16 protein-coding genes are annotated in these 23,240 nt (G+C 60.0%); 11 read left to right on the plus strand and 5 right to left on the minus strand.

Annotated elements, in window-relative coordinates:
- Positions 1–11 precede the first annotated feature (11 nt).
- The gene (locus HZF03_RS16800; protein ID WP_119019557.1) at positions 12–1,925 is read right to left on the minus strand and encodes a non-ribosomal peptide synthetase; all 1,914 of its coding nucleotides are present in this window, start codon (positions 1,923–1,925) and stop codon (positions 12–14) included.
- A 553-nt stretch (positions 1,926–2,478) separates the two neighbouring features.
- Between HZF03_RS16800 and HZF03_RS16805 the strand changes: the two genes are divergently transcribed.
- From HZF03_RS16805 to HZF03_RS16820, 4 genes are all read left to right on the plus strand, one after another.
- Positions 2,479–3,552: an acyltransferase family protein gene (locus HZF03_RS16805; protein WP_234832314.1), complete on the plus strand. Its 1,074-nt coding sequence runs from the start codon at positions 2,479–2,481 to the stop codon at positions 3,550–3,552.
- 165 nt (positions 3,553–3,717) lie between these two features.
- Positions 3,718–5,460: an endo-1,4-beta-xylanase gene (locus HZF03_RS16810; RefSeq protein WP_234832313.1), complete on the plus strand. Its 1,743-nt coding sequence runs from the start codon at positions 3,718–3,720 to the stop codon at positions 5,458–5,460.
- The gene (locus tag HZF03_RS16815) at positions 5,457–6,659 is read left to right on the plus strand and encodes a glycosyltransferase (protein ID WP_234832312.1); all 1,203 of its coding nucleotides are present in this window, start codon (positions 5,457–5,459) and stop codon (positions 6,657–6,659) included. Before HZF03_RS16810 ends, HZF03_RS16815 begins: the two co-directional genes overlap by 4 nt.
- A gap of 121 nt (positions 6,660–6,780) precedes the next feature.
- Positions 6,781–8,529 (plus strand): GMC oxidoreductase, encoded by a 1,749-nt coding sequence (locus tag HZF03_RS16820; RefSeq protein WP_119019553.1) that lies wholly within the window; start codon positions 6,781–6,783, stop codon positions 8,527–8,529.
- Here HZF03_RS16820 and HZF03_RS16825 read toward each other — a convergent pair.
- A complete protein-coding gene (locus HZF03_RS16825) occupies positions 8,524–9,966 on the minus strand; it encodes a hypothetical protein (protein ID WP_119019552.1) in 1,443 nt (480 codons plus the stop codon). The two genes, HZF03_RS16820 and HZF03_RS16825, sit on opposite strands and share 6 nt — an antisense overlap.
- A gap of 493 nt (positions 9,967–10,459) precedes the next feature.
- On the opposite strand from HZF03_RS16825, the gene HZF03_RS16830 reads away from it, so the two are divergent.
- Positions 10,460–11,560 carry a glycosyltransferase family 4 protein gene (locus HZF03_RS16830; RefSeq protein WP_119019551.1) on the plus strand — a complete coding sequence of 367 codons (1,101 nt, stop codon included), beginning with the start codon at positions 10,460–10,462 and terminating at the stop codon, positions 11,558–11,560.
- On the plus strand, positions 11,529–12,473 hold the full coding sequence (locus tag HZF03_RS16835) for a glycosyltransferase family 2 protein (RefSeq protein WP_234832311.1): 945 nt from the start codon (positions 11,529–11,531) through the stop codon (positions 12,471–12,473). Before HZF03_RS16830 ends, HZF03_RS16835 begins: the two co-directional genes overlap by 32 nt.
- Positions 12,474–12,576: 103 nt before the next feature.
- Here the strand turns inward: HZF03_RS16835 and HZF03_RS16840 are convergent, their stop codons facing one another.
- Positions 12,577–14,070, minus strand: coding sequence for a lipopolysaccharide biosynthesis protein (locus HZF03_RS16840; protein WP_119019549.1), 1,494 nt, complete (start codon positions 14,068–14,070; stop codon positions 12,577–12,579).
- A gap of 141 nt (positions 14,071–14,211) precedes the next feature.
- Positions 14,212–15,348, minus strand: a complete 1,137-nt coding sequence (locus HZF03_RS16845; protein ID WP_119019548.1) for an acyltransferase family protein — start codon at positions 15,346–15,348, stop codon at positions 14,212–14,214.
- A 609-nt stretch (positions 15,349–15,957) separates the two neighbouring features.
- On the opposite strand from HZF03_RS16845, the gene HZF03_RS16850 reads away from it, so the two are divergent.
- The 3 genes from HZF03_RS16850 (at position 15,958) to HZF03_RS16860 (ending at position 19,134) form a co-directional block, all read left to right on the plus strand.
- Positions 15,958–17,103 (plus strand): DegT/DnrJ/EryC1/StrS family aminotransferase, encoded by a 1,146-nt coding sequence (locus HZF03_RS16850; protein WP_011158892.1) that lies wholly within the window; start codon positions 15,958–15,960, stop codon positions 17,101–17,103.
- A gap of 75 nt (positions 17,104–17,178) precedes the next feature.
- Positions 17,179–17,985: a glycosyltransferase family 25 protein gene (locus tag HZF03_RS16855; protein WP_119019547.1), complete on the plus strand. Its 807-nt coding sequence runs from the start codon at positions 17,179–17,181 to the stop codon at positions 17,983–17,985.
- A gap of 30 nt (positions 17,986–18,015) precedes the next feature.
- Complete coding sequence (locus tag HZF03_RS16860; RefSeq protein ID WP_119019546.1) at positions 18,016–19,134, plus strand: glycosyltransferase; 1,119 nt, start codon at positions 18,016–18,018, stop codon at positions 19,132–19,134.
- Here HZF03_RS16860 and HZF03_RS16865 read toward each other — a convergent pair.
- Positions 19,131–19,847, minus strand: a complete 717-nt coding sequence (locus HZF03_RS16865) for a metallophosphoesterase family protein (protein ID WP_234832309.1) — start codon at positions 19,845–19,847, stop codon at positions 19,131–19,133. The two genes, HZF03_RS16860 and HZF03_RS16865, sit on opposite strands and share 4 nt — an antisense overlap.
- Positions 19,848–20,156: 309 nt before the next feature.
- Between HZF03_RS16865 and HZF03_RS16870 the strand changes: the two genes are divergently transcribed.
- Positions 20,157–20,795, plus strand: a complete 639-nt coding sequence (locus HZF03_RS16870; protein WP_119019544.1) for a hypothetical protein — start codon at positions 20,157–20,159, stop codon at positions 20,793–20,795.
- A 58-nt stretch (positions 20,796–20,853) separates the two neighbouring features.
- Complete coding sequence (locus HZF03_RS16875; protein ID WP_119019543.1) at positions 20,854–23,202, plus strand: polysaccharide biosynthesis tyrosine autokinase; 2,349 nt, start codon at positions 20,854–20,856, stop codon at positions 23,200–23,202.
- Positions 23,203–23,240 lie beyond the last annotated feature (38 nt).

A 23,240-nucleotide genomic window follows, 5' to 3' on the forward strand; every position in this document is an offset into this window, starting at 1 on the left:
TCCGTCTAACCCTACGCGTGATGGCTCCGAACGTTGATCGCTCCATACGCCGCATTCATCGCACGCCTCTGCCGGCGGCCACGCGCCGCTCCGGCAATGGCGAGCGACCGATGCGAGGCTCCGTCCAGACAAGCCTGGAACTCGGCGATGCTGGGATGGGCGAACAGGTCCGTGACTGGAAAACGAAGGCCGGTCGCCGCCTGGATGCGCTCGTGCGCCGCGATCATCTGGAGTGATGTCGCGCCGAGATCGAACAGGTTTGCCCTGGCGTCGACCGACTTGCCCAGCAATGCGCTCCAGATATCGGCAACGATCGAGCCGACACTATCGTCAGAGAAGTCTCCCTCGTCGGTACCTGCACCCAGCTGCTCCGTCGCGATCAGGTCGCTCAGCAGCTTCGCTCTGTCGATCTTGCCGTTCTTGTTGAGCGGTAACTCATCCACGACCTTGATCGTTGACGGTATCGCTTGCGCGGGAAACTGCTCTTTGAGCCTACGGATGACGCCGGCTTCAAGATCACCGGCAGCGTCACCCGGCAGTGGCTTCAAGAATGCGACAATCCGCTTTGCGTCGCCTCGATCCGCGGAGAGAACCACCGCCGCGTCGGCCAGGACAGGATCCTGCCGGAGCGCCTGCTCCACCCCATCGAGCTCAATACGCACGCCGTTGATCTTAACCTGACGGTCCCGGCGGCCATGGAACTCGATGGCCCCGTCGCTCCGGCGCCGGACGTAATCCCCGGTCAGATAGAGACGAGCCGCAGGGTCATCAGACAACGGATCGACGATGAATTTCTCCGCGGTCAGCTCTGGGCGATTGAGATACCCCAGCGCGAGCCCGAGGCCGCCAGCGCAGAGCTGCCCTTCATCGCCGTCCGCAACCGGCTCCAGCGTGTCCGATAGAATGTGGACGCTGGTCCCCGAAATTGGAAATCCGATCGGGACGGGTCCGTCGCCCCAACCGGTGCGCGGGATCGAATAGCAGCACGTGAACGTCGTATTCTCAGTGGGCCCATACCCGTTGACGATGGTGCAGTCCGGCAACAGTGCCATCGCACGACGAACGTGTGCCGGCGAAAGAACGTCGCCGCCGGCCAGCAGGGTCGTCAGCCCCGACAGCGCCTCGGGCCGCTCGTCCACCATCAGATGGAACAGACCGGCTGTGAGCCAGGCCGCGTTGACCGAGAAACGCCCTAGCGTCTCGGCGATCCGATCGACCGACAGCACCGCATCTTCGACGATGACGATCTGCCCACCGTTCAGCAACGGCCCCCAGATTTCCAACGTCGAGGCATCGAACGCCAATGGCGCAGCATGCAGCATCACGGTCGCGGGCGACAACGTCATGAAATCCGTATCAACCACCAGCCTGACGATGGCCCGATGCGGCACCACAACGCCCTTCGGCCGCCCGGTCGATCCCGACGTGAACATCACATAGGCCGGCAAGGATGGCGTCAGCTCGAGCGCCAACGGATCACCGGGCTCAAGTCGCGAGGCATCCAGCTCGTCACTCAGGCGGCGCTGCTCGATCGCGTCAATCAAAGCAGGTTGATGCTCCGTCAAAACAAGCGCCGGCTGCGCATCCTGGATGGCGCCGCTGATCGCTTCCGGACCTAGCCCGACATCAAGGGGCATATAGACTCCGCCCGCTTTCAAAATCGCGGTCATGCCGATCAACGTATCGATCGAGCGCCCCGTCATGAGGACGACAACTGCGCCAACCTTCACGCCTCTTTTGACAAGCAATCGTGCCAATTGGTTCGAACGAAATTCAAGTTCGGCAAAGGTAATCCGCCCACGCTCGGAAATGGCGGCAATGGATTCCGGAAAACTCTGGGCAATCTGCTCAAGAACCTGTGGAACGGTGCATGCCGCAACCGCGCCGCTGCCAGATCCTTCTTTGATAACCACGGTGCTCGCCATGACTATCCCTACCCTTGCAACCAACTAACGGCAATCTGTCTCGCATATTAAGCTTACTCTTAACCCGACTGTAAGCGAAAGCGCTAACGCAGATCGATCACGCGAGCCTGATCCTAATCGTCGCTAGTTCCTGCGACGGCAGCGTGTTGACCTATATGTCAACACGCTGCACTCATCTCACCTCGCGAGCGTTGTAGAGAACGATCACAACCGCCACCGCACGACACCACGCGTCGGGAACAATCGTTGCGAGACGGTGATTTAACACACCCTTTTTCACCGCCCGGTCGCCCGCAATTTGATGAGAGACTAACTCGCACTTGAAAGGTTCTGAAAAACCTACAATGATGCTGCACAGCGCAACGACCACCGTCGCGCACTCGATACGATTTAGCGCGCCGCGATCACGATACTTCTGGCACTACGTTGAACGCCAAGCAGTTCAACGCCAAATGCATTCTCGTCAACGATCACTGGGTATCGCGCAATGTCATTGCAATCACTCGGAGACCGCCTTGATGCAAGCGCCGGACGCCCCTCCGGCTTCGATTACATGAAAGTCTCGCTCGCGGTCATGGTGATCGCGACGCACAGCGTTCTGACGAGCTATGGACAGGCAGCGGACGCAGCGATGTGGGATACGCCGGCGCGCCCGTTTCTACGATCTGTGCTTCCGATGTTCTTCGGAGTGAGCGGATTTCTGGTCGCCGCCAGTCTGGATCGTTGCAAGACGCTCATCAAATTCTTTGGTCTTCGGGCGATCAGAATATTCCCAGCGCTTGCCGTAGAGGTGCTGCTGTCCGCGTTTCTGATCGGCCCGATGCTGACGACGCTCGCTTGGAGCGACTATTTCACCGATAAGCTGTTCTTCCTCTATCTCCTCAACGCGATTGGAGAGATCCACTATCTCCTTCCAGGCGTGTTTCACGACAATCCCAAGCCCGACATCGTGAACGCTCAGCTCTGGACCGTCCCTTTTGAGTTGTACACCTATGGGGCGGTCGGTCTGTTGGCGATTGCCGGCGTGCAACGCTATCGCATCTTGGGCCCTATCTCGGTCGTTGCGCTGATCGTATTTCATTTCGTCGCCCGCCTGTGGTGGCACGGATGGCAATATCTGCCATTCAGCGGCAACGTTCCGGGCTTCGCTCTGATGATCTCAGGGATCGTCGGCTTGTCGCTTTACTACTACCGTTACGAGATTCCGTGGCGTTGGCCCCTGTTCTGGTGTGCCACGGCGATTGCGCTGCTCGGTTTGTACTCCCGATACGGCGGCGAATATTTCGGCGCGCTGGTCGTCCCCTACGTCGCGATCTTTCTCGGCCTCACCACGCCGCGGCGCCTCGCGATCGTTCGCGATCGCGATTACTCATACGGGATGTATCTGTACGGATTCGTTATCCAACAGACCTTCGTGGCCACGATTCCGTCCGGTCGCGTCTGGTGGATCAACATCCTGGTATGCGTGCCGCTCGCAGCGATCCTCGCCGCGATGTCGTGGCACTTTGTGGAGCGTCCCGCTCAGCAACTGAAGTCTCTGGTCGGGTCCCTTGAAACGCAATATCTGCGGATCATGCGCAGGACCACGGTAGTCCCCCGCAGCGCTCCCGTGAGAGCGGATGCGTGAGGATATGGGCCAGGGAGCAACAGCGGCATCCCTTGCTCGGACATCACCAGACATCGGCGATGGCGACTTGATCGAGTGAGACAAGACAGAATGGCGTCCGACTGCGCTCGTCTTGGGCGCCCCATATCCTTTCTTGGTCAGCTCCGCGCTCGGGCGCGCCGACTGATGCCGTTTGTGGTGACGGCGACCATCATGGCTGCCGGCGCCGCCTTCGATCTGCACGGTGCCCTCGCCTCGGACGTCACCGGAGAGCGCACGGAACAAGGGGCTAGCCCTTGGGGTGTCGCCACCGGTGCCGAATGGCTTGATGATCATCGCCGGTTCAATCCGATCCTGGCGAAGGCGGGCGTGAAATGGCTGCGGGCCTTTCAGGAATGGCAGACCATTCAGCCGACCCAAGGCACCTGGAACTGGGCCCCAGCGGACCGGCTGGTGAGCGATGCAACGGCGAACGGCATCAGCCTCCTATATCCGCTGGCCTATCTGGCTCCCTGGGCCTCCGCCGATGGCGGCACCCGTGCGTTCCCCATTAAAGACATCCAGTACTGGAAAGACTACGTCGGCGCCGTCGTCGAGCGCTATCGTGGGTCGGTGAAACACTGGGAGATCTGGAACGAGTTCAACGGCAGCTTCGCCGTCAACGGAAGTCCATCCGCCTACGCCGAGCTGGTGAAGGAAGCGTCGACTGCCGCCAAGCGGATCGATCCATCGGCAAAGATCGGAGTTAGCGTTGCAAATTTCGACGTCAACTTCCTTGAACGCGCGATCGAAGCGGGCGCCGCCGGTCATTTCGACTTCATCTGCGTGCATCCCTACGAAAAGCTCGATCTGCTGGAGGCTGGAGGCGAGATCGAATTCATGGCGATGACATCGACGCTGCGGCGGATGCTTGCCTCCCATAATCTCGACAGCTCGCTCCCGCTGTGGATCTCGGAGGTCGGGGCGGTTGCAACCACTGAGCCGAGGTCCGAAGCAGGCCAATCGCGACTGCTGACAAAAGCCTTCATCCTTGGGCTCGCCTCCGGTTTCGACAAGATCTTCTGGTTCGAGGCGCGAGGACCCGCCTATCACGATCAGGCAGACCATGGATTGCTTCGGGCAGACTTTTCACCGCGCCCCTCATTCGCGGCGCTTGCAACTTTGATCCGTCTGCTGGGCGATCACCCGACCTATCTTGGATGGGTCCGAGCGGACGCCGACAGTCTGGGCTTTGTCTTCGAGGGCCGACAAGGCTTCGTATTGGCAGCTTGGACGACCTCGAACAAGACGGTGGAAGCGACCTTCCAGTCGCCGGTTCTGGTCACGCATACCGACGGCTCGGAGGTCACCGTAGATAGCGGCAAGCCCCTGAGCCTGTCGTCCACGCCCCTGTTCGTTTCGAAGCTTCCGGACACGATCGTGCAGCAGGCGAAGAAGAATCGCGATCTGCCGATCCTGCAAGATGTCGACTATTCGAAGGAAACCACCGTCACGATCTCTCTTGGTGAGACCAATCGCGGCGGCGGTCTCCAGCAAATCAATCCGCAGACCACCAAGGTGTTCTCGGACGAGGGTTCAACCTCGCGGCGGCTGGATTTTTCAGTCGCGAACGATGAAGGCCACTACGCCTATTTCGCGGTATCTCCGCAATTTGCTCCGTGGGGTACCCGTCGCCTGCAGATCACCGCGACGGTCAAACGGTTGCCTGGAAGTCCGAAGGCCGGCTTCAGCTTGGACTATGAATCCCAGCGGGGCTACGTCAACGCCTCATATCGCGAGATACCGAACGAGGCGGACTGGCAGGAACTGACGTGGACGATCGATGACGCGAATTTCGTCGGTCAGTGGGGCTGGAATTTCCGCATCAACGCGATTGCCTCGCCCAGCGAGTTTCTGATCAAGGACGTTCGGGTGAAAAAGCGGCCATGACACGCACGTCCCATCAGCCCATCATCGAGCGCCGATCATGGAAGACTGAACGAGAGCTGGGCATGTCTGGTCAAGCAGGACTCGTCGATTGCGACTTCACGCTGGCGCTCAACAACAGGACCGGCAAGTTCTTCTTCTGCGGCGATCTGATCGCCGGCTCGAAGGATCTGATCCGCAACGTCTATTACTGGAGGCTTGGATTCGACCAGATTCCCACCGGTCTGATTGCCCGCATCCTGGGCCGACTGGCCGTCGTAGAAATCGATCTCCGGGTTCGGCATCCCAGGACACTCCCGACCTTCTTGTCGCGCCGGGACAGGGTGCCAATTGTCTTTACCGATCCAAGAGAAGTCCTGATCCACGACCTGCGCGAAACCGACATCATCCTTTGCCATGACGTCGGCCCGCTGACCCACCCGACCTTTTACGCCGATGGCGTCGAGCAGATCTACCGCGCGGCGTTCGATCGCATTGCGGAGGCCAAGCCGCATCTTCTGTTCGCCAGTGAAAGCTCCTGCGAGGAGTTCAAGCTGCTCTATGGCGACGATTTCCCGTACTTGGGCGTTCTTTACCCGCCAATCAGATTCGGCGCGGGCTCCTCAGACCAGCAACCGGTGACGTCTATCCCGGGCAAGTTCTTTCTGTCCGTCGGCAGCCTGGGAACGCGCAAGAACCAGTTGCGGGCGATCGAGGCCTTCGGACGAAGCGGCCTCGTCGAGAAGGGATATCGATATGTGATTTGCGGCGGGCCGGAGCCTGGCGCCGAACACGTCATCGCCGCTGCAGACCAGACCCCCGGCGTCCTCATTCCGGGTTACGTCAACGATCCGCAGCTTCGCTGGCTGTACTCCCACGCAGAAGGATTCATTCTTCCGAGTTTGCTTGAAGGCTTCGGCTTGCCGGCGGCCGAGGCGATTCACTATGGAGTGATACCATTGCTGAGCCGAGGCGGCGCTCTCGAGGAGGTCGCGGGCCCATCGGCCATCCTTGTCGACCCGCTGGATGTCGATGCGATCGTCCAAGGAATGCATCAGATTGCAGTTATGAGCGAGGGGGAGAAGACGCAACGCTTGGATCAGATGCGAACGAGTATTGCGAGATTCTCAACGGAAGACGCCTTAGGGGTCTGGCGATCAGTTCTGTCCCGTGCCGCGTCGCTTCACCAGCATGTGGGCGCTGGCCGATCCACATCGCGATAGCAACGGCAGCGCAACGCCCTCCCCGTCACGCAGACATCTTCCCTGAACGGATGAGTGTCTGCGCGAACAGCCCGCCATGAAAGAGATTCCCGGCATCAGTGCAGGCTGGTAGGCTGACCCCATGCTTGTCGAGAACCTTGCTCATTTCAGCGCCGATACTCGTTTTGAAGCCGACCTCGTCATTATCGGAGGCGGCCCAGCAGGTCTCACAGTAGCGCGCGAGCTGCGAGGTGCTCAGCTACGCGTCCTGATCGTCGAGAGCGGGCTGCTTGAGGAGGCTCCTCAAGCAAACGAACTCTCCACGCTGGAGAGCATCGGCGAGCCGAACGCCCCGCACCAGATTCAGAAGAGGATTGCTTTTCACGGCGCCAATTGCCGTTCCTGGACTCAGGACCAGCAACCTTATGGTGTCCGTTGTCGAGCGCTCGGAGGCTCGACCCATGCTTGGGCGGGAAAGTCAGCCGCCTTCGACGACATCGATTTTCAGGAGCGGGCATGGGTACCGCATTCCGGCTGGCCGATGGACCGATCCAGCCTCGATCCGTTTCTCGATCGAGCAGCCGATATTCTGAACCTCGGACCGAACCGTTACGACGACACCCTTTGGACTCTGCTCGGCATTTCGCCTCCCGAACCTCAACTCGGCACGCAGGGGCTTCGCTCGTTCTTCTGGCAGTTTTCGCGATCCCGGGTCGATCCTCTCGACATTATGCGGTTCGGTGCCGACTTTCTCAGGCTGGAAGCCGACAACATTCGCGTTCTGCTCAACGCGACCGCGACGCGCCTCAATCTCACCCAGGAGGGAGACGGGTTTCGCGGACTGGAGATCGCGACGATCGACGGGCAACGCCACACCGTTCACGCAAAGGCCGCCGTGATCGCCGGCGGCGGTATCGAAAATGCGCGCCTTCTGCTCGCGTCAACCACGATCCACGCCAATGGAGTCGGCAATCAGTACGATCTGGTCGGGCGCTTCCTGATGGATCACGCCGGCGCGCGGATCGCCAGGTTCGGCGGATCGAACGCCAACCAGATCATGCGGCGTTTTGGATTCTACGGCCTCCGCAATAGCGGCCGCACCTCCATGTACATGCACGGCCTCGCCATCACGCCTGAGATGCAGGAGCGAGAACATCTTTTGAATTCGGCTATCTATTTCATGCCGGAGCATGCGGCGGACGATCCATGGGACGCCGTCAAGCGGCTCCTTACCGGCAAGAGCAAGCGACAGGTCAAGGATGCCATGCGGGCCATCGCCGGCGCCGGCCTCCTTGGCAAGGGCGCCGCCATGAAGCTGCTGTCCAGCGACCGGCTTCCAGTCGCCGTCAAGGATTTCATCGTCCAAACTGCCATTCGATACATGCCTAATGTGGCCGCGGACGACTTCCTCAGTCGCGGCGTTCCACACAAGGTGACGGACGTGTGGATCGACGCCATATCCGAGCAGCAGCCCGATCCCGACAGCCGCATCACGTTGTCAGAGAAGACAGACCGGTTGGGCCTGCCGCTTGCTCGGGTCAATTGGAAGATCAACGCTGACGAGCGCCGAACCATCATGCGGCTCGGCCACATCGTGGAGTCGGCTTTCGCGCAAGCGCGGCTACCGAAGCCGATCCTGGAACCATGGATCGCGGAAGGCGCGTTCAACGACGCTGTGATCATCGACATGGCGCACAGCATGGGAACGACGCGGATGTCGGCGTCGGCGCGATCAGGCGTTGTCGACGAACAGTGCCAAGTTCACGGCGTTCGCGGCCTCTATATCGCCGGCAGTTCGATCTTTCCGACCAGTGGTCACGCCAATCCAACTCTTATGATCGTGGCCTTTGCGGTCCGTCTTGCCGACCGTATCCGACAGACCCTGCTATAGTCCGCTTCCGCCGGATCGTCGCGCCGCGGCCAGAATACCGAGCCCGGGTTCGAGCGCCAGGCTCGTACTCGACCTCACGCCCGACAACGCGTCGCGCTTGGCACAGGCTAGCGCTGCGAAGATGAAGAACGGTAGACCAAGGTCAGTCAGCGCACCGGCCAGAACCTGTGTCACCAGCATCGCCGCACAGGTGACCTTGGCTGCCTGTCTGTAGCCCTCATCCCTTGCATCCACCCCGTTTTCGTCTTTCGCCAAGAACACCGACAGGAAGAAGCCGATGAACAGGATGCTTCCCACGATCCCAAGGCTGGCAAGCACGGCAATCGGGAAGCTCGAGGCTCGCATGCTGCCGTTGCCGACGCCGAATCCGAAGGTGTCGAAGAAGTTCTCGAGTCCTTGTCTGTTCCAAAGCGATCTCTCGACCCCCGAGGAACTCGACAGCTTGTTCAACACCAGCTCGTTGAGAATGTCCGCCACGTAGCTGGATGCACGTTCGTCGGCGAGAATGCCCAGAATGACGAACGCCACGGCGAACGGAGCGCCCGCCAGCAAAACCATGGACTCGATGCGCAAGGTACCGGAGAGCGATGCCGAGACGATCTGGAAATAGAAGATGCCCAGGACCACCGCGAGCCCGACATAAGCCGTCGACGATTTCGAAAGAAGCGCCGCGCCGAGGGACAGCACGGCCAGCACCAGCGACAAACGCCGGTAGACCCCGCAAAGCCATAGCTGAAACGTGAAGGCAAAGAACGCGATCGTCATCGATCCAAACGAGGACGCCTCGGTGAAGGAGCCGACCAGTCGCTTCGACCCCGCAAGCTCCACCTCGGTCAAAAGCCCGTACGAGGCGTTCCGGATGAACGACAAGATTTCAGTCGTGTTGGAGTAATAAGTGGCGAGGTCGAGCACTGCGAAGGCAAGGTTGGCGGCGACGCACAAGATCGCAGCGCTACCCAGCTGACTTCTTCCCACGTAAGAGGTCGCGTACGCCCAAATCAGAGCAAAGCAGATGAGATCTCCGACAAGATAGACCGATTGTGTGAAATTCGACGTCGCCGGCTGGAGAACCACCATGTAGCCGGTCGTTCGCACAGGATAGACAAACGTTTCCCCAGCAAACAGCCTCGGCATGAAATAGGCCGAGACCAGACAGTCCACCACGATAAGCGCCAGCCAAAATCCCGGCGTTCCTATCGCCAGGGCATCGGACACCCGGCTCCGGTAGTCCGGTTCGGCCAGAATACGGATCGTCAGAAACCCCAACAGCAAATGCGATGGGGTTACGTTGGTGCCGCCCAGGCTTGGCAGCGTGAAAGCAGCGGCCGCACCGAGCAGGATCGAGCAAACGAACGCGTGAATGATGAAAGATACGGGCCGAAAGAGGCAGATCACGCCGAGCGCGAGCGTGATCATTCCGATGACTTCGATCGTCATGGTGGTGCCCCGGAGCCCTTCTCTTGCTGTCGGCGGCCGGAGCTCATCGAGCCTCGGACCGCACTGAAGTTTCTCGCTTTACTCAATTCTGTCAACGCCTCCTTCGAGCCGGCGAGGCATGTGGGCCGCTATACGGCGAGCGGCTTCCCTCTGATCGGCCGCCCCGGCCCGCCCACCGCGGCACGAGACCACGTACAGGAATAGAGCTGTGCCAGCTACGCTATCAGGACAGGCCGCAGACAGGGGCGTCCATGAGGTCGTATCGACGCCGGACCGGACGCACCGCCTGCTAATTCACGCACCACCGCAAGTCCGAGTGCTGACCGGCACCTTTGCGCCTATCCCATTAGGAAGCCCCATGAATTTACCATTGTCCCAAACAAACAAGCACGGATGACCTCATTCTCCCTACAGTTGCCTTGACACTATCTGTCGCCGTCGGCAGATCGATAGTTGGCCCAGCACGCGAGAGGCGCTCTGGGGATCGCATTAGGTGAACCCATTGCCCTTTCGTCGACTGACGATCAACGGGAAGTTCCTGACAGCGCGACCTACCGGCGTGCACAGGGTCGCCGATCAACTTATTCGCCAGATCGTTTTGAACCAGGGCCTCCTGGACGGCGTATTTGCGACTTCACCTGCGATCGTTGCCCCAAGGTCCGCACCAGACGGGACGCAAGGCGTTCACGTCGAGCGCTATGGCCGCCTGCGCGGGCAGTTGTGGGAGCAGATGGACCTGCCCCGCGCCGCGCGCTCCGATCTGCTGCTCAACCTGTGCAATCTTGGACCTGTGGCACTCGGCAGCGCGATCACGATGATCCATGATGCTCAAGTCTTCATCACGCCGCAGTCCTATTCGTTCGCTTTTCGCACGTGGTATAAGACCATTCTGCCGCTGATCGGGCAGAGACATCGTCGTATTCTGACGGTGTCCCATTTCTCCGCCGAGCAACTGACGCGGGCCGGCGTCGCCGATGCCGAGCGCATCTCGGTGATTCATAACGGCGTCGATCACGTCCTTGCGTATCCACGAGCGCCCGAGATCATCGAGCGTCTTTCGCTTGCGCGGCGGCGCTTTGTTGTCGCGCTTTCTTCCACTCAGGCGCACAAAAATATCAAGGTCCTGCTGGATGCCTTCTCCAGTCCGGAGCTTGGCGACATCAAACTCGTCCTGTTTGGCGGACATGATCGCGGCGACTTTGAACGCCTGTCCTACAACGTTCCAGCCAATGTCGTGTTTGCAGGGCCTGTGACCGACGGGGAGTTGCGGTCCCTGTTTGAAGCGGCGCTGTGCGTGGCATTTCCATCCACCACGGAGGGGTTCGGCCTTCCCCCGTTGGAAGGAATGGCTTTGGGGTGTCCGGCCATCGTCGCGCCGTGCGGTGCACTTCCCGAGGTCGCCGGGCAAGGTGCGCTCTACGCGGCGGCAGACAATCCCAGGGAGTGGATCGAAGCGATCAGATCCCTCGCGGCCTCGCCGCCATTCTGGCTGGAGCGCTCCGCCATGGGGGTAGCGCAGGCAGCCAATTTCACTTGGCGGAAAGCTGGTACGGATCTCTGCAATGTCATTCGACTCGTCGCCGAAGACCGATAGCGAAAGCCGAGTTGGAGGACCGATGGGGTCGACCAGGATCGCAGTGGTCGTCGCCAGCACCGGCCGTCCAGAGGAGCTTGGCCGCTGGAAAGAGCACATTCTCCGACAGACCCTCCAGCCAAGCCGGTTCGTATTTGCGGTCGTGAAGCCGTCAGATCTGCCGTCCTCGGACGCGATGCTTCCCTGCGCCGAGGTTGTCTACTGCAATCCGGGACTTCCCGCGCAGCGCAACGCTGCGCTTGAGTTGCTTCTTGGCTCCACGGACATCATCGCGTTTTTCGACGATGATTATGTTCCCTCGGCCTATTGCCTCGAGGGGATCGTGGACTTCTTCCAGCGCCATCCTGCAGTGGTCGCCGTGAATGGATCGCTGCTGGCGGATGGGATCAACACCGCAGGGATTCCATACGAAGAAGCCATCGCACTTGTCGACGCCAACGATAGGAACGGTAAGCCCGAGGCGAAAGTGATCTGTTCGCTCGATGGACTGTATGGCTGCAACATGGTGTATCGGAGCGCCGCCATCGGTGCGGAGCGCTTCGACGAGAACCTACCGCTGTACGCCTGGCAAGAGGACATCGACTTCGCCGCACGCGTGGGTCGCCGCGGGGGCCTCGCACTCACCACCGCCTTCGCCGGAGTTCACCAGGGTGTCAAAGCCGCACGTCTGGCGGGCGTACGCCTGGGCTATTCGCAGATCGTCAACCCAGTGTATCTCATGCGGAAAGGCACTCTGTCCTTCAAAGCCGGAATTCGGTTGATTGCGCGCAATCTGGTGATGAACCATGTCCGCGCCTTCAAGCCCGAGCCGTGGATCGATCGCAGGGGCCGCTGCAAGGGAAATTGGATCGGCATCCTGGACCTGGTGATCGGACGCGATCACCCGAAGAACATCCTTTCCATTCGCCAGTGACCTCCGAAACAGATCATTTTACCGCTTGCCTTGGCACGCCAAAGATAGCGGCGGAGATCGCGAACCACGATGATCAGTCACAACTTCGGCAATACAGATCGATCTAGCGCCTGATGAACGATCGAACGAGATTGACGATCTTCGCTTCGGCGCCTGTTGGGCGCCCTGCGACAAACCAGAGCGCCAGAATCGCGACGGCATAGACTGCTGCAGCCAATAGAACTGCCCCCAGCAACTTCGCGGCCATCAGAACAATTTGCGGCTCGTGCTCCAGGTCACCGGTGAACGGATAGACCGCCGCGGCCATCACCGCGCTTGCCACGATCGAACGCCAATGCTCTGCGACCTGCTTCCACGCGGACCAGCCAATTGTTTGTTGTGCCGCCCGCATCGACACCGCTGCCACGAATACAGCTGTCAGCATTCGCATCCCGACCGCCCCCTCCATCCCGAACAGCCAGATCGCGACCAACAAAATCGGCATCTTGAAGAGCAATTCCGACAGCGCGATCGGAAACAGCGCCTGGGTCCTGTTCAACGACATCAACAGCGGCGATAGCGGCGACACGAACAGTGACGGAATAATCGACAGCGCCATGAACGCGACGATCGGCGAGATCACGATCCATTTTTCGCCCAGCACCAGGCGGATCAGCGGATCCGCCACGAGGCCGAGTCCGATCAGCACCGGAAGGCCGACGCAGACGATCATCGCGGCGCTTGCCCGATACGCATCTTTCAATCGCGTGGGATTGTCGCGGATCAGCGAAAACGCCACGGTGAGCGGATTGAGAAGCTGGACGATGATCACCTGGGTCGGCAACGACGCCAGATTTGATGCCATGGAGAACCGCCCGAGATCCTGACGGCTCACCATCCGCCCCAGCATCAACTGGTCGATCTGCCAGTTCATCGCCCCGACAAGCTGATTGATCGTGGACCAGCGCACAAAGGCGGAGAATTCGCCCCATTCGGCCAGCGACAGCCGCGGCCGATACCTGAACGCGATGTGGCTCGCGACGGCTATCGTGAGCGGCGTCGCGATCGTCCCGACAGCGATCGCCCAATACGACCCCGTGCACCAGGCAACCACGACCGACACCACCAGGGATGTCAGCTTGCCCATCGCCTCCAGGGCAACGATCGGCCGATAATCCATCCGACGGGTAAATTCAGTGATCCGCGGACTTCCCAGGCTCCGGACTGCGGGCGCAGTACCGAGCACAGCAATCAGCCAGATCAACCTTTCATCCCGGTACAGTTCGGCGATCAGCCACGACAACGCGGTCACGACCACCATCAAGGCACAGGACCGCAACAGCCCCACGGTGAAGGCGGTGTCGTAGTGTCGTTTGGTGGGATTTCTCACTCTGATGAGCGCCACGCCGATCGGGATTTCCATCACCGCCTCGACGATGAAGATCACCGACATCGCGATGGCTACGATGCCGAAGTCGGCAGGCGTCAGCAGCCGGCCCAGCAAGCTCAAGGTGATCAGATCGATACAACGCGTGATCAGGCGTGAGGCGACCAGCAGGCCGGCGCTCGCGGCGGCTCGCGCACCAACCGGCGCCTCAGAGTGACTCTCGGAGCCCATCACCCACCAGACATCAAACCCGCGACGCCGCGCCGGCAAAGAGGTGAGCCATCATCGCTCTGCAGTTGCGCGGTTGCACGAGCGCCTGGGCTCGCAACGGCGAAACCCGGCAGGCACTGGGGCATCTTCCGGCAATAGGCTTCACGACCGCAATTCCCCGACCGGATGATCCCTCTGTGGCGACCCAGCCAACAGCGGCTTGATCGCTCGGCTCAGAGGCCGCTCCACAAGTGCCCAACCGGCGACGCCGCTCGCAACGACCAGAATGGTCAAGATCACGACATTGAGGTCGAACGGCAACATTCCGAAACCAAGGTGGGACATCACGATGCCCCACATCGGCAGCGCGAACACTTGAAACAGATAGATCGAATAGGATGCATCGCCCAGCACCGCGGCCAGCCGACGCGGTCGCCCCTGCCCCACGTCGAGGTTCGTCGCCGCAACGACGATCCCCGCAGCCGGGATACCCCAGAATGCAAACCGACCAGCACCCTGCTCGTCCGGCGTCCAATATACGGTCGCCAACAAAGCAACCAGTGACAAGGCCGCCAGGACGCGCGCGGCCTTGACTGACAGTTGCCCCCCCGACAGCTTCCAATAGGCGATTCCGATGCCGAGCAGAAACTCCAGCAGCAGCCAACTCGTCGCGAATTTCGCCCAGGGCGCGGCCGGCGCCAAGGCAACTCCCAGGCCGACCAGTACGGTAAACGACGCGAGCAAAAATGGTAGCGCCGCCGCGCGCGGCAACGTCAGAAGCAGCCCAAAGACCAGATAGAAGAACATCTCGTAATTCAGCGTCCACCCCACCCCGATGACAGGCGACAGCTCCCGTCCGGGAGCGGGAATGGGGAGGAACAGATACGAGCCGGCGATCCACGCCAGGTCGGCTGCCGCGTAATGCGTTGTGAATAACCCCGGTGACAGCACCGTGACCGACACTGCGACCGTGGTCAGCAACCAATACAGCGGCACGATTCTCGTGATCCGCTTCTTGAAAAATCCAGTCACCGCTCCCGACTGGCCGAAATCGTTCCGATGCACATACAGCATCACGAAGCCGGAGATCACGAAGAACAGGTCCACACCAGCATCGCCAACTCTGACCTGGCCGGAGATGCCGTCAAACAGGTGCGAGCCCGCCTTTCCCTCAGGGAACAAATAGCCGATCCGCGTCGTCGCATGAGTAAACACCACGGCGGTGGCCGCGAACGCACGAAGCAATTGGATCGCATCGATCCGCCTTCTGTTGACATCTATATCAACAGAGCCCGTCAACGTTTGTCGCTCCCGACACAAACACCCATTGATCCAACCGCCTCCAATCGGCAGTTTACAACACGACACTCATTTTTTGCGTCTTCGATCCATGCTGATCTTGTTCAATCTCTTCCGCAACAAACATCTTGGCGACGATCCGAGTGGGTTAACTCGCAACGGCAGTCGGGTCGGCCCTGCCGCGCAGTACGGCCGCACAGGGCTTCCGCCTGGAGAGTTCCTGAGGTGACAACGCAAGCGCCCCCCGAGAGCTGCCAACGTAGAGGCAACGGTTGAGAAATGCAGTGAGCAACAGGCCCACCCCCGGCGGAGGATGTTGACCGCGCGAGGTAAACTCGGTTTTCTGGATCAGAACGTTGTCGTCGCACCACACATCTATGACGCCCAGGCACACGCGGGAAATGCTGAGCGGTGGTACATCAGGCCGCCTGTTTCGGCGCCATCGCGCACTCTTAACGATCACTCACTCAATGTGACTGTGGCTACACGGATCGTCGAACCAGCCTCGCGGATTCATTATGTTTGGACCGATCACTTGCTGATCGCCCATTGCTCCGATACGTACAACGGATAAACTTCGGACTAAATGCAACGAATTGGGGTCCTCGAATGCCGCGCGTTGGATTCTCGGAGTGGCTCGCGTTAACGAAGGTAGTCGCTCGCGGTCAGCTGTTGCGTTACCGCGGAGGCGAGCAAGGCTACACAACCCAGTTCGAGCAAAATCTCGAAAAGCAAATCGGCGTCAAGCACGCCCTGACGGTGAACAGCGGAACAAGCGCGCTGATCTCGGCGCTCGCAGCCGCAGGTATAGGTCCCGGTGACGAGGTCCTCGTTCCCGCCTATACGTGGGTGGCGACCGCGATCGCCCCGCTCATGGTCGGCGCTGTCCCGATCGTCGTCGACGTCAACGAAAGCCTGACGATCGACCCGGAAGACATCAAGCGGAAGATCACGCCCTACACCAAGGCGATCATGCCTGTTCACATGCTCAATCTGGTGTGTGACATGGACTCGATCGTGGCGATCGCTCGCGAGCATCGGCTCAAGATCATTGAAGACGCATGTCAGGCTGTCGGGCTGACCTACAAAGGACGTCGCGTCGGCACGATCGGCGACGCCGGCGCGTATAGTTTCAACCAATTCAAGAACCTCAATTCTGGCGAGGGCGGCGCGGTTCTGACCAATGATGACCGTCTCTTTACCCGCGCTCGAATGTTCCACGATGCCGGGAGCTACACGCGGGAATACTCTTACGAGTCCAACGAAGCGCCCTTCACCGGCATGAACTTCAAGGTCTCGGAGCTGACTGGCGCGGTCCTTCACGCACAGCTGCCCAAGCTCGACCCCCTGATTTCTCGCCTGCGCGCTCGCTACCCGATCATGGTGAAGCACTTATCCAAGACCAATAAGCTCCGGGTCTCGCCGCACAACGATCCGGAAAACGCCGCCGGACTGACGGTGATTCTCGACACAGCGGAAGACGCCAAGAAGTTCGCGCAGAACCGGGGTGTCGATCGGCTGATCGACACCGGCCGCCACGTCTATACCAATTGGCGGCCGATCATGACCCAGCGCACCTTCGATGACCGGATGAATCCGTGGAAGTGGGCCAAACGAGACATCCAATACTCGGAAGATATGTGCAGCAAGACTCTCGACATCCTGTCGCGAACCTGCCGCGTGTCTCTTGGGCCGCAATACCCGATTCCGTTCATGGAATGGCGCGGACGGTCCCTCCTCAAGGCGGTGTCCTAGAGACATCCGAATGCGTGCATTCAGCGCGACATTTTCAACGTGACGCTGAATGCTCCGAGATCAAAGCCATAGGCAATGAACCCATCGGTCAAAATCGTCGTTCTGAGCTTACCGACTGCCACTGCGCGCCGAAGCCAGATGTCCGCCATGCTCGGCAACACGTCGCTGGACTGGCAGTACTTCGACGCTCACGCCTCACTGATGTGCCCTAACCTGCACTATGACGGCGCAGAGCTGCGGCGACACTTCGGACGCAATCTGTCTCCTCCGGAAATCGCCGTTTGCTCGAGCCACGCAGCGATTCTCCAGGAGTTTGTCGACCGCAATCAGGCCGATTACATCCTGGTCCTCGAAGACGACGTCATCTTCGATACCGATTTTCCGCTTGACCAGTTCTGCGCCTTCTGCGCCAGCAACGGATTGGAATACGTCCGGTTGTTCGGCAAGCATTACGCCAAGGCGGTTCACCTCGGCTTCTTCTACGACCGGTCGATCGTCCGCTTCACCACGAGCCCGGCCGGCGCCCAAGCCTATCTGATGTCGCGCATGGCCGCGCGGCGGTTCCTCGACAGCTACCGATCAATCCGAGCCACGGTTGATCTCGCCATGGATTCGTTCTGGATTACGCAGCTGCCGATCTACTCGATCTTTCCCTACCCCATTATCGAGAGGTTCTCGCCAACCTCAATCCCGATGCCTCCACACACGGTTGAAGTCCGGGGGCTCGAGCATGCCATCTGGCAGGGAGCGCGGGTCGTCAACAAGGCCAAGAAAATCCTGACGAATGCCAAGCTTCGCAAGAGCGACGAGAGCTTGCGGCAGCGCCACTGGCAGTTTCGGCAAGTCGGGCGGGTGGATGTCGAGCAACGACGCGATCCATGAACAGAGTGCCGTAGACTGGAGTGGTATCCGTTGAAGGTCGCGATCGTACACTACTGGTTCGTCGGAATGCGGGGCGGCGAAAAGGTGATCGAGGCTCTGTGTGAACTCTACCCGCAGGCCGACATTTTCACTCATGTATTCGTCCTCGAGGCCGTGAGCGACAGGATCCGACGTCATCGCGTGACGACGTCGTTCATCAACTCCCTGCCCCGCGCCAGCTCGATGTATAAGTCGTACCTGCCGCTGATGCCGCTGGCGCTGGAGCACCTCGATCTGAGTGGCTACGACCTGGTCATCAGCAGCGAGTCCGGCCCGGCCAAAGGGATTATCCCGCCACCGGATGCACTGCACGTGTGTTACTGCCATACGCCGATGCGGTATATCTGGAATATGTACCACGACTATCGGAATGGCGCCGGCAGGCTGACGAAATTGCTGATGCCGCCGTTGGCTCACTATCTTCGGATGTGGGATGTTTCGACCGCATCCCGCGTCGACAGCTTCATCGCAAATTCGGCGACAGTTGCAGACCGGGTCCGCCGATACTATCGCCGAGACTCCGTCGTCATCCATCCTCCCGTCGACACCGCCGCATTCACCCCCGTTCCGGCATCAGAACTGGGCGACTACTACCTGATGGCCGGCGAGCTCGTGGCCTATAAACGACCGGATCTGGCCGTCCAGGCGTTCAACCAGATCGGCCGAAAGCTCGTTGTGATCGGCGGCGGAGAGATGCTGAACGAATTGAAGCGGATCGCCGGACCGAATGTGACCGTCATGGGGTCGCAGCCGTTCGAAGTCTTGAGACACCACTACATGCATTGCCGCGCTCTGATTTTTCCCGGCGAGGAAGATTTCGGCATGGTTCCAGTGGAAGCGATGGCCGCCGGGCGTCCGGTGATCGCGTTCGGTAAAGGCGGCGCGACCGAGACCGTCGTGCCGGGGCTCTCAGGGTTGTTCTTTCAGGCCCAGGAGGTCGAGCAGATCCGCTCGGCGATCCTCCAGCTCGATGACATCGAAATCGATCCGGCGAAGATCTCGAGCCATGCCGCCCGGTTCGGCAAACAGGCCTTCTTTAACGGTTTCCGCTCGCACATCGACCAGTTGTTGGCAGCAAAGGCGGAGGCCTCCGCGCGCAACAGAGGCTAGCCGGTCGCCAGCACCGTGAGGGCGTCGCGATCCACCACCAGGCACGTCAGGTGTCCGGTGGCAAAGGCGCCGGTATCGATATTGATCCTGTTCGATCGAACATCGATCCGCTGAACAGGCGTATGACCGTGCACAACCAATTTTTCGAAATTCATCGTCGACGACAGGAATTCGTCCCGTATCCAGAGAAGATCTCGTTCGGTCTGGTCGGAGAGTGCAACACCAGGCTTCACGCCGGCATGGGCGAAGAACACGTTGCCGCAGGAAAACGTGCTCTGCAGCCCCTTCAAGAACCGATGATGTGCATCGGGAAGACTGTCCCGGAACGCAGACTGCAGTTCTGCAACCCCCGATTCCGACAACACCTTCTTCGGTTCTATGCCGTAGGACACTAACGTCTCAACCCCGCCGAGGCGCCGCATCCAGTTTTCGAAGACGCCCTCATCGGACAGGCATTTCATCGCGACGGCCTCATGATTGCCGCGGAGAAAGACGAGCTCCCTTTCACGTGATCTCCGGATCAGGCTGTCGATGACGTCGCGGGATTTTGGACCACGATCGATGTAGTCGCCAAGGAACACACAGACCGGGCGAACCACCGGGCGCTTGGCCAAGTCATCGTCGATCAGGCGAAAGAGCCGCTCCATGAGATCGGCCCTGCCGTGCACATCACCGACCGCATAAATCCGCAATCCGTCGGGCAGAAAGGGCAACCAGCGCTCAAATTTCCCTGAATCGAGATCCTGTTCAGCTTTCCCACCCCATCTGCTCACAGCGCTTCAGCCTCTCGCCCAAAGGTACCGCTACTCAGATTCAACATGTCCCCCTATCTGCCTCCCGTGACATACATGTCAACACGAAGGAAACTCGTTATCTTTCATAGCCATACTGGGCTCGATTACGAGCCCCCCTTGTTGATCACAATCAACTATAACGCCCGACCGTTGTTGAACCTATGGGGCGTTTAATGTATCTAAAAACTACAAAATTTATATTCATAAACAGTACCTTGGAGTCGTCAGATGGCGAGCAGGCTGGGTCGCATAGCGCTTTTAGCGGCTGTTTCTTCCATACCATTCTATAGCGGGTCGGCCGCGGCAGCCTGCATCAATCCGCCTCTCACCGAACAGGCGATCGCACAGTTCAGATCAAATCCGAAGGCGTTACTCAATCCAACGACCGATGGTCGCGCGGTGGAAACGACCGTTCGCGACTTGGTTGGCACCGACGCCACACTCGCCATGGACATCGCGAAAATAGCAGCAGGCGCACCGCCGCGGCTGAAGACGGCGATCGCCGCCGGTCTTGCACAGGCGGCCACCGCTTGCACTACAATCGACGCTCAGTCAGCCATGCTGATCCAGCAAGCTGTCGCCTCGGTGCCGGACGGTGACTTCCAGGCGACGTTCGCGGCGATCGCCGGAGATCTTTCAACGGCTGCAACAGCCGCAGCGGCTGCCTCCGCGAGCAGCGCCGCTGGAAGCGTCATCATTACCAACCCGAACCGCTCGGCTCGTGCCCCCCTGAACCCCGCCGTCGGGGGCGGCACCACGCTGCTAACTCAGATTACCGCGGGCGCACGCGCCATCGTCGCTGTCGATGGAACGGACAGCAACGTCAAGTCAGTTACGGCTGGAGGGTCGGTCAGCGCTACACGCTGAGCGCCGCCTGATAGTTGTATTCTTCGTATCAACGCCGATGTCGGTTTAGGACTGCCGTATGAACTTCGCCGGTCAACCTCTACAAGATGGTAGCCTGCCTCGTATTGGCACCGGAAAGGACGCGCTCTCCCTGCTGGACCTCAGCGATTTCGTTGCCCGGCACTGGCGCTTCATCGGTCTGGTCACCGTGTTCGTGATGGCGCTCGCGCTCGCCTATTTGGCAGCGGCGCCGTCCAGATACACCGCTCAAACCGACATGATCATCGACACCAAACGTGTCACCTGGACTCAGTCGGAGTTCGCGACAGAGAACCGGATGGTCGAGGACGCCTCGGTCGAAAGCGAGATCGAGACCACAAAGTCTGAAAAGGTCGCCCTGCAGGTCATTCGAAAGCTCCGCCTGACCGAGGACCCGGAATTCATCGGATCCGGGACCGGACTTCGCAACCGGCTTTATCAGCTTCTGGACCTGGATGCCCCGATCTCTCCCCAGCTCACGCCCAGTGAACTCGAGGCACGGGCATTGAGCCGGGTAAAAGACAATCTCAAGGTGATGCGGCTTGGGCGTTCCTACATCGAGCAGATCTCGTTCACGTCGCTGGTCCCGGAGAAGGCGGCAGTCATCGCCAACGCTTTTGCGGACGCCTACATTGAGGATCAGATCCAGGCGAAATTCGAGGCGACCCGGCGTGCCAGCGAGTGGCTGCAGCAACGGATCGGAGAACTGCGCCAGCAGGCCAGCGATGCCTATCGGGCCGTTCAGGATTTCAAGTCGAGCAACTCGATCATCGTGAGCGGAGACGGCAAGCTCGCGAGCGACCTGGAACTCGATCAGCTTGGCATCTCCCTCGCAAAGGCACGAGCCGAAACCAGCCAGGCCAGAGCCAAGCTGGAGCGGATCACCCGCGTTCTCGAGCTGCGTCAGGAAAAGGGAAGCAATGAGATCCCAGATCCGGTAGTTACCGACGCCCTCAGCAATCCCGTTATTACGCGCTTGCGTCAGCAATATCTCGACAACCAGAGCAAGGAAGCCGAATGGAGCTCGCGCTACGGCGCCGAGCATCAGGCCGCGCGCAATCTTCGGTCGGAAATGGCCAACGTTCGACAAGCCATCTGGGACGAAGTCAGCCGGATCGCCGAAAGCTACCGCAGCGAGGTCCAGATCGCGAAGACGCAGGAGGACTCGATCGACAAACGTATGATCGAAGTCTTTCAATCATCGACCGGAACTCGCCAGGCACAGGTCCATCTGAGGGAGCTCGAAACTGCGGCCACCACCTATCGCGGTATCTATGAGACCTTCCTGACCCGGTTTACTCAGTCGGTTCAGCAGCAGTCGTTTCCGTCGACCGAGGCGCGAGTGGTCACTCTCGCCTCGCCGCCTTCGGTCCGCAGCTCGCCCAAAACCAATCTGACCCTCGCCCTCGCCGCTATATCAGGCCTGACGCTGGGCATCCTCGGCGCCTTTGCGCGCGACCGGATGAGCCGTCGGATCCACACCCGCGCTCAACTTGAAACCATCCTAGGCACCAGCTGCTTGGCGATCATCCCCTCCTTCGCGAATCCGGCACCCGCGTCCCAGACCTCCACCAGCTCGTCTCGTCTGTCGCGGGCAGTTAAGCAACTTCTCCGTAAGAGAGATCACGTCCCAGGGCAGCCTCGCGAGAGAAGCCAGGCCAACTCTGCCGCCTTCGAGAAAATCAACGACGTCGCGCCATTCTCGGCAACTGCAGAAGCCCTCCGCCACATCAAGGTTGCGATCGACCTGAGCCCCGGAGGAGGACGCGTGATCGGCATCGTGTCCGCCCGCCCCGGAGAGGGTAAGACCACCATCTGCGCCAGCTTTGCGGCATTCCTGGCAAGGAGCGGCGCACGAACACTGCTCATCGACGGCGACCTGCGCAATCCGTCCCTGAGCAGAACACTCGGTTACAAGAACAAGCGCGGGCTGCTCGAACTCGTCGCCGATCAGCTCCAATTGAGCGACTTGGTCGTCACGGATCCGGTCTATAAATTCGATTTTCTGCCATCGGCCACGGAGATGAAGCCGATCAACAGCGCGGACGTGCTCACCTCCCCGTCCGTGAAGCGGATGTTGAAGTCTGCCGCAGGCAACTATGATTACATCATCGTCGATCTCCCCCCCATTCTGCCGGTGGTCGACGTGAAAGCCGCGGCGCACCTGTTCGATGCGTTCGTGCTGGTTGTCGAATGGGGCGCAACGATGAGCGACGAAGTCCGTAGCGCGGTCGGCGTCTCTCGTTCCTTGTCGGAGCGGCTATTGGGTGCCGTCCTCAACAAGACGGACGAAGACGTCATGCGCCGCCTCGAGGGCTACTCGTATCGCAGCCACCATTATTATTACTACGGTGCTCCCAAGCACGAGAATGAGCAGACCAAAAATTGACACCCTCTGAAGCTCGTCGGTCGACGACGATCAAGTTC

This window comes from Rhodopseudomonas palustris (assembly GCF_013415845.1).
Classification (GTDB): domain Bacteria; phylum Pseudomonadota; class Alphaproteobacteria; order Rhizobiales; family Xanthobacteraceae; genus Rhodopseudomonas; species Rhodopseudomonas palustris_F.

Bases quoted from the DNA above. Each gene is read 5' to 3' on its own strand.
- HZF03_RS16800 (WP_119019557.1), bottom strand. From the start codon at position 1,925: ATGGCGAGCACCGTGGTTATCAAAGAAGGATCTGGCAGCGGCGCGGTT.
- HZF03_RS16805 (WP_234832314.1), top strand. From the start codon at position 2,479: ATGAAAGTCTCGCTCGCGGTCATGGTGATCGCGACGCACAGCGTTCTG.
- HZF03_RS16810 (WP_234832313.1), top strand. From the start codon at position 3,718: ATGCCGTTTGTGGTGACGGCGACCATCATGGCTGCCGGCGCCGCCTTC.
- HZF03_RS16815 (WP_234832312.1), top strand. From the start codon at position 5,457: ATGACACGCACGTCCCATCAGCCCATCATCGAGCGCCGATCATGGAAG.
- HZF03_RS16820 (WP_119019553.1), top strand. From the start codon at position 6,781: ATGCTTGTCGAGAACCTTGCTCATTTCAGCGCCGATACTCGTTTTGAA.
- HZF03_RS16825 (WP_119019552.1), bottom strand. From the start codon at position 9,966: ATGACGATCGAAGTCATCGGAATGATCACGCTCGCGCTCGGCGTGATC.
- HZF03_RS16835 (WP_234832311.1), top strand. From the start codon at position 11,529: ATGTCATTCGACTCGTCGCCGAAGACCGATAGCGAAAGCCGAGTTGGA.
- HZF03_RS16840 (WP_119019549.1), bottom strand. From the start codon at position 14,070: ATGGGCTCCGAGAGTCACTCTGAGGCGCCGGTTGGTGCGCGAGCCGCC.
- HZF03_RS16850 (WP_011158892.1), top strand. From the start codon at position 15,958: ATGCCGCGCGTTGGATTCTCGGAGTGGCTCGCGTTAACGAAGGTAGTC.
- HZF03_RS16855 (WP_119019547.1), top strand. From the start codon at position 17,179: ATGAACCCATCGGTCAAAATCGTCGTTCTGAGCTTACCGACTGCCACT.
- HZF03_RS16870 (WP_119019544.1), top strand. From the start codon at position 20,157: ATGGCGAGCAGGCTGGGTCGCATAGCGCTTTTAGCGGCTGTTTCTTCC.
- HZF03_RS16875 (WP_119019543.1), top strand. From the start codon at position 20,854: ATGAACTTCGCCGGTCAACCTCTACAAGATGGTAGCCTGCCTCGTATT.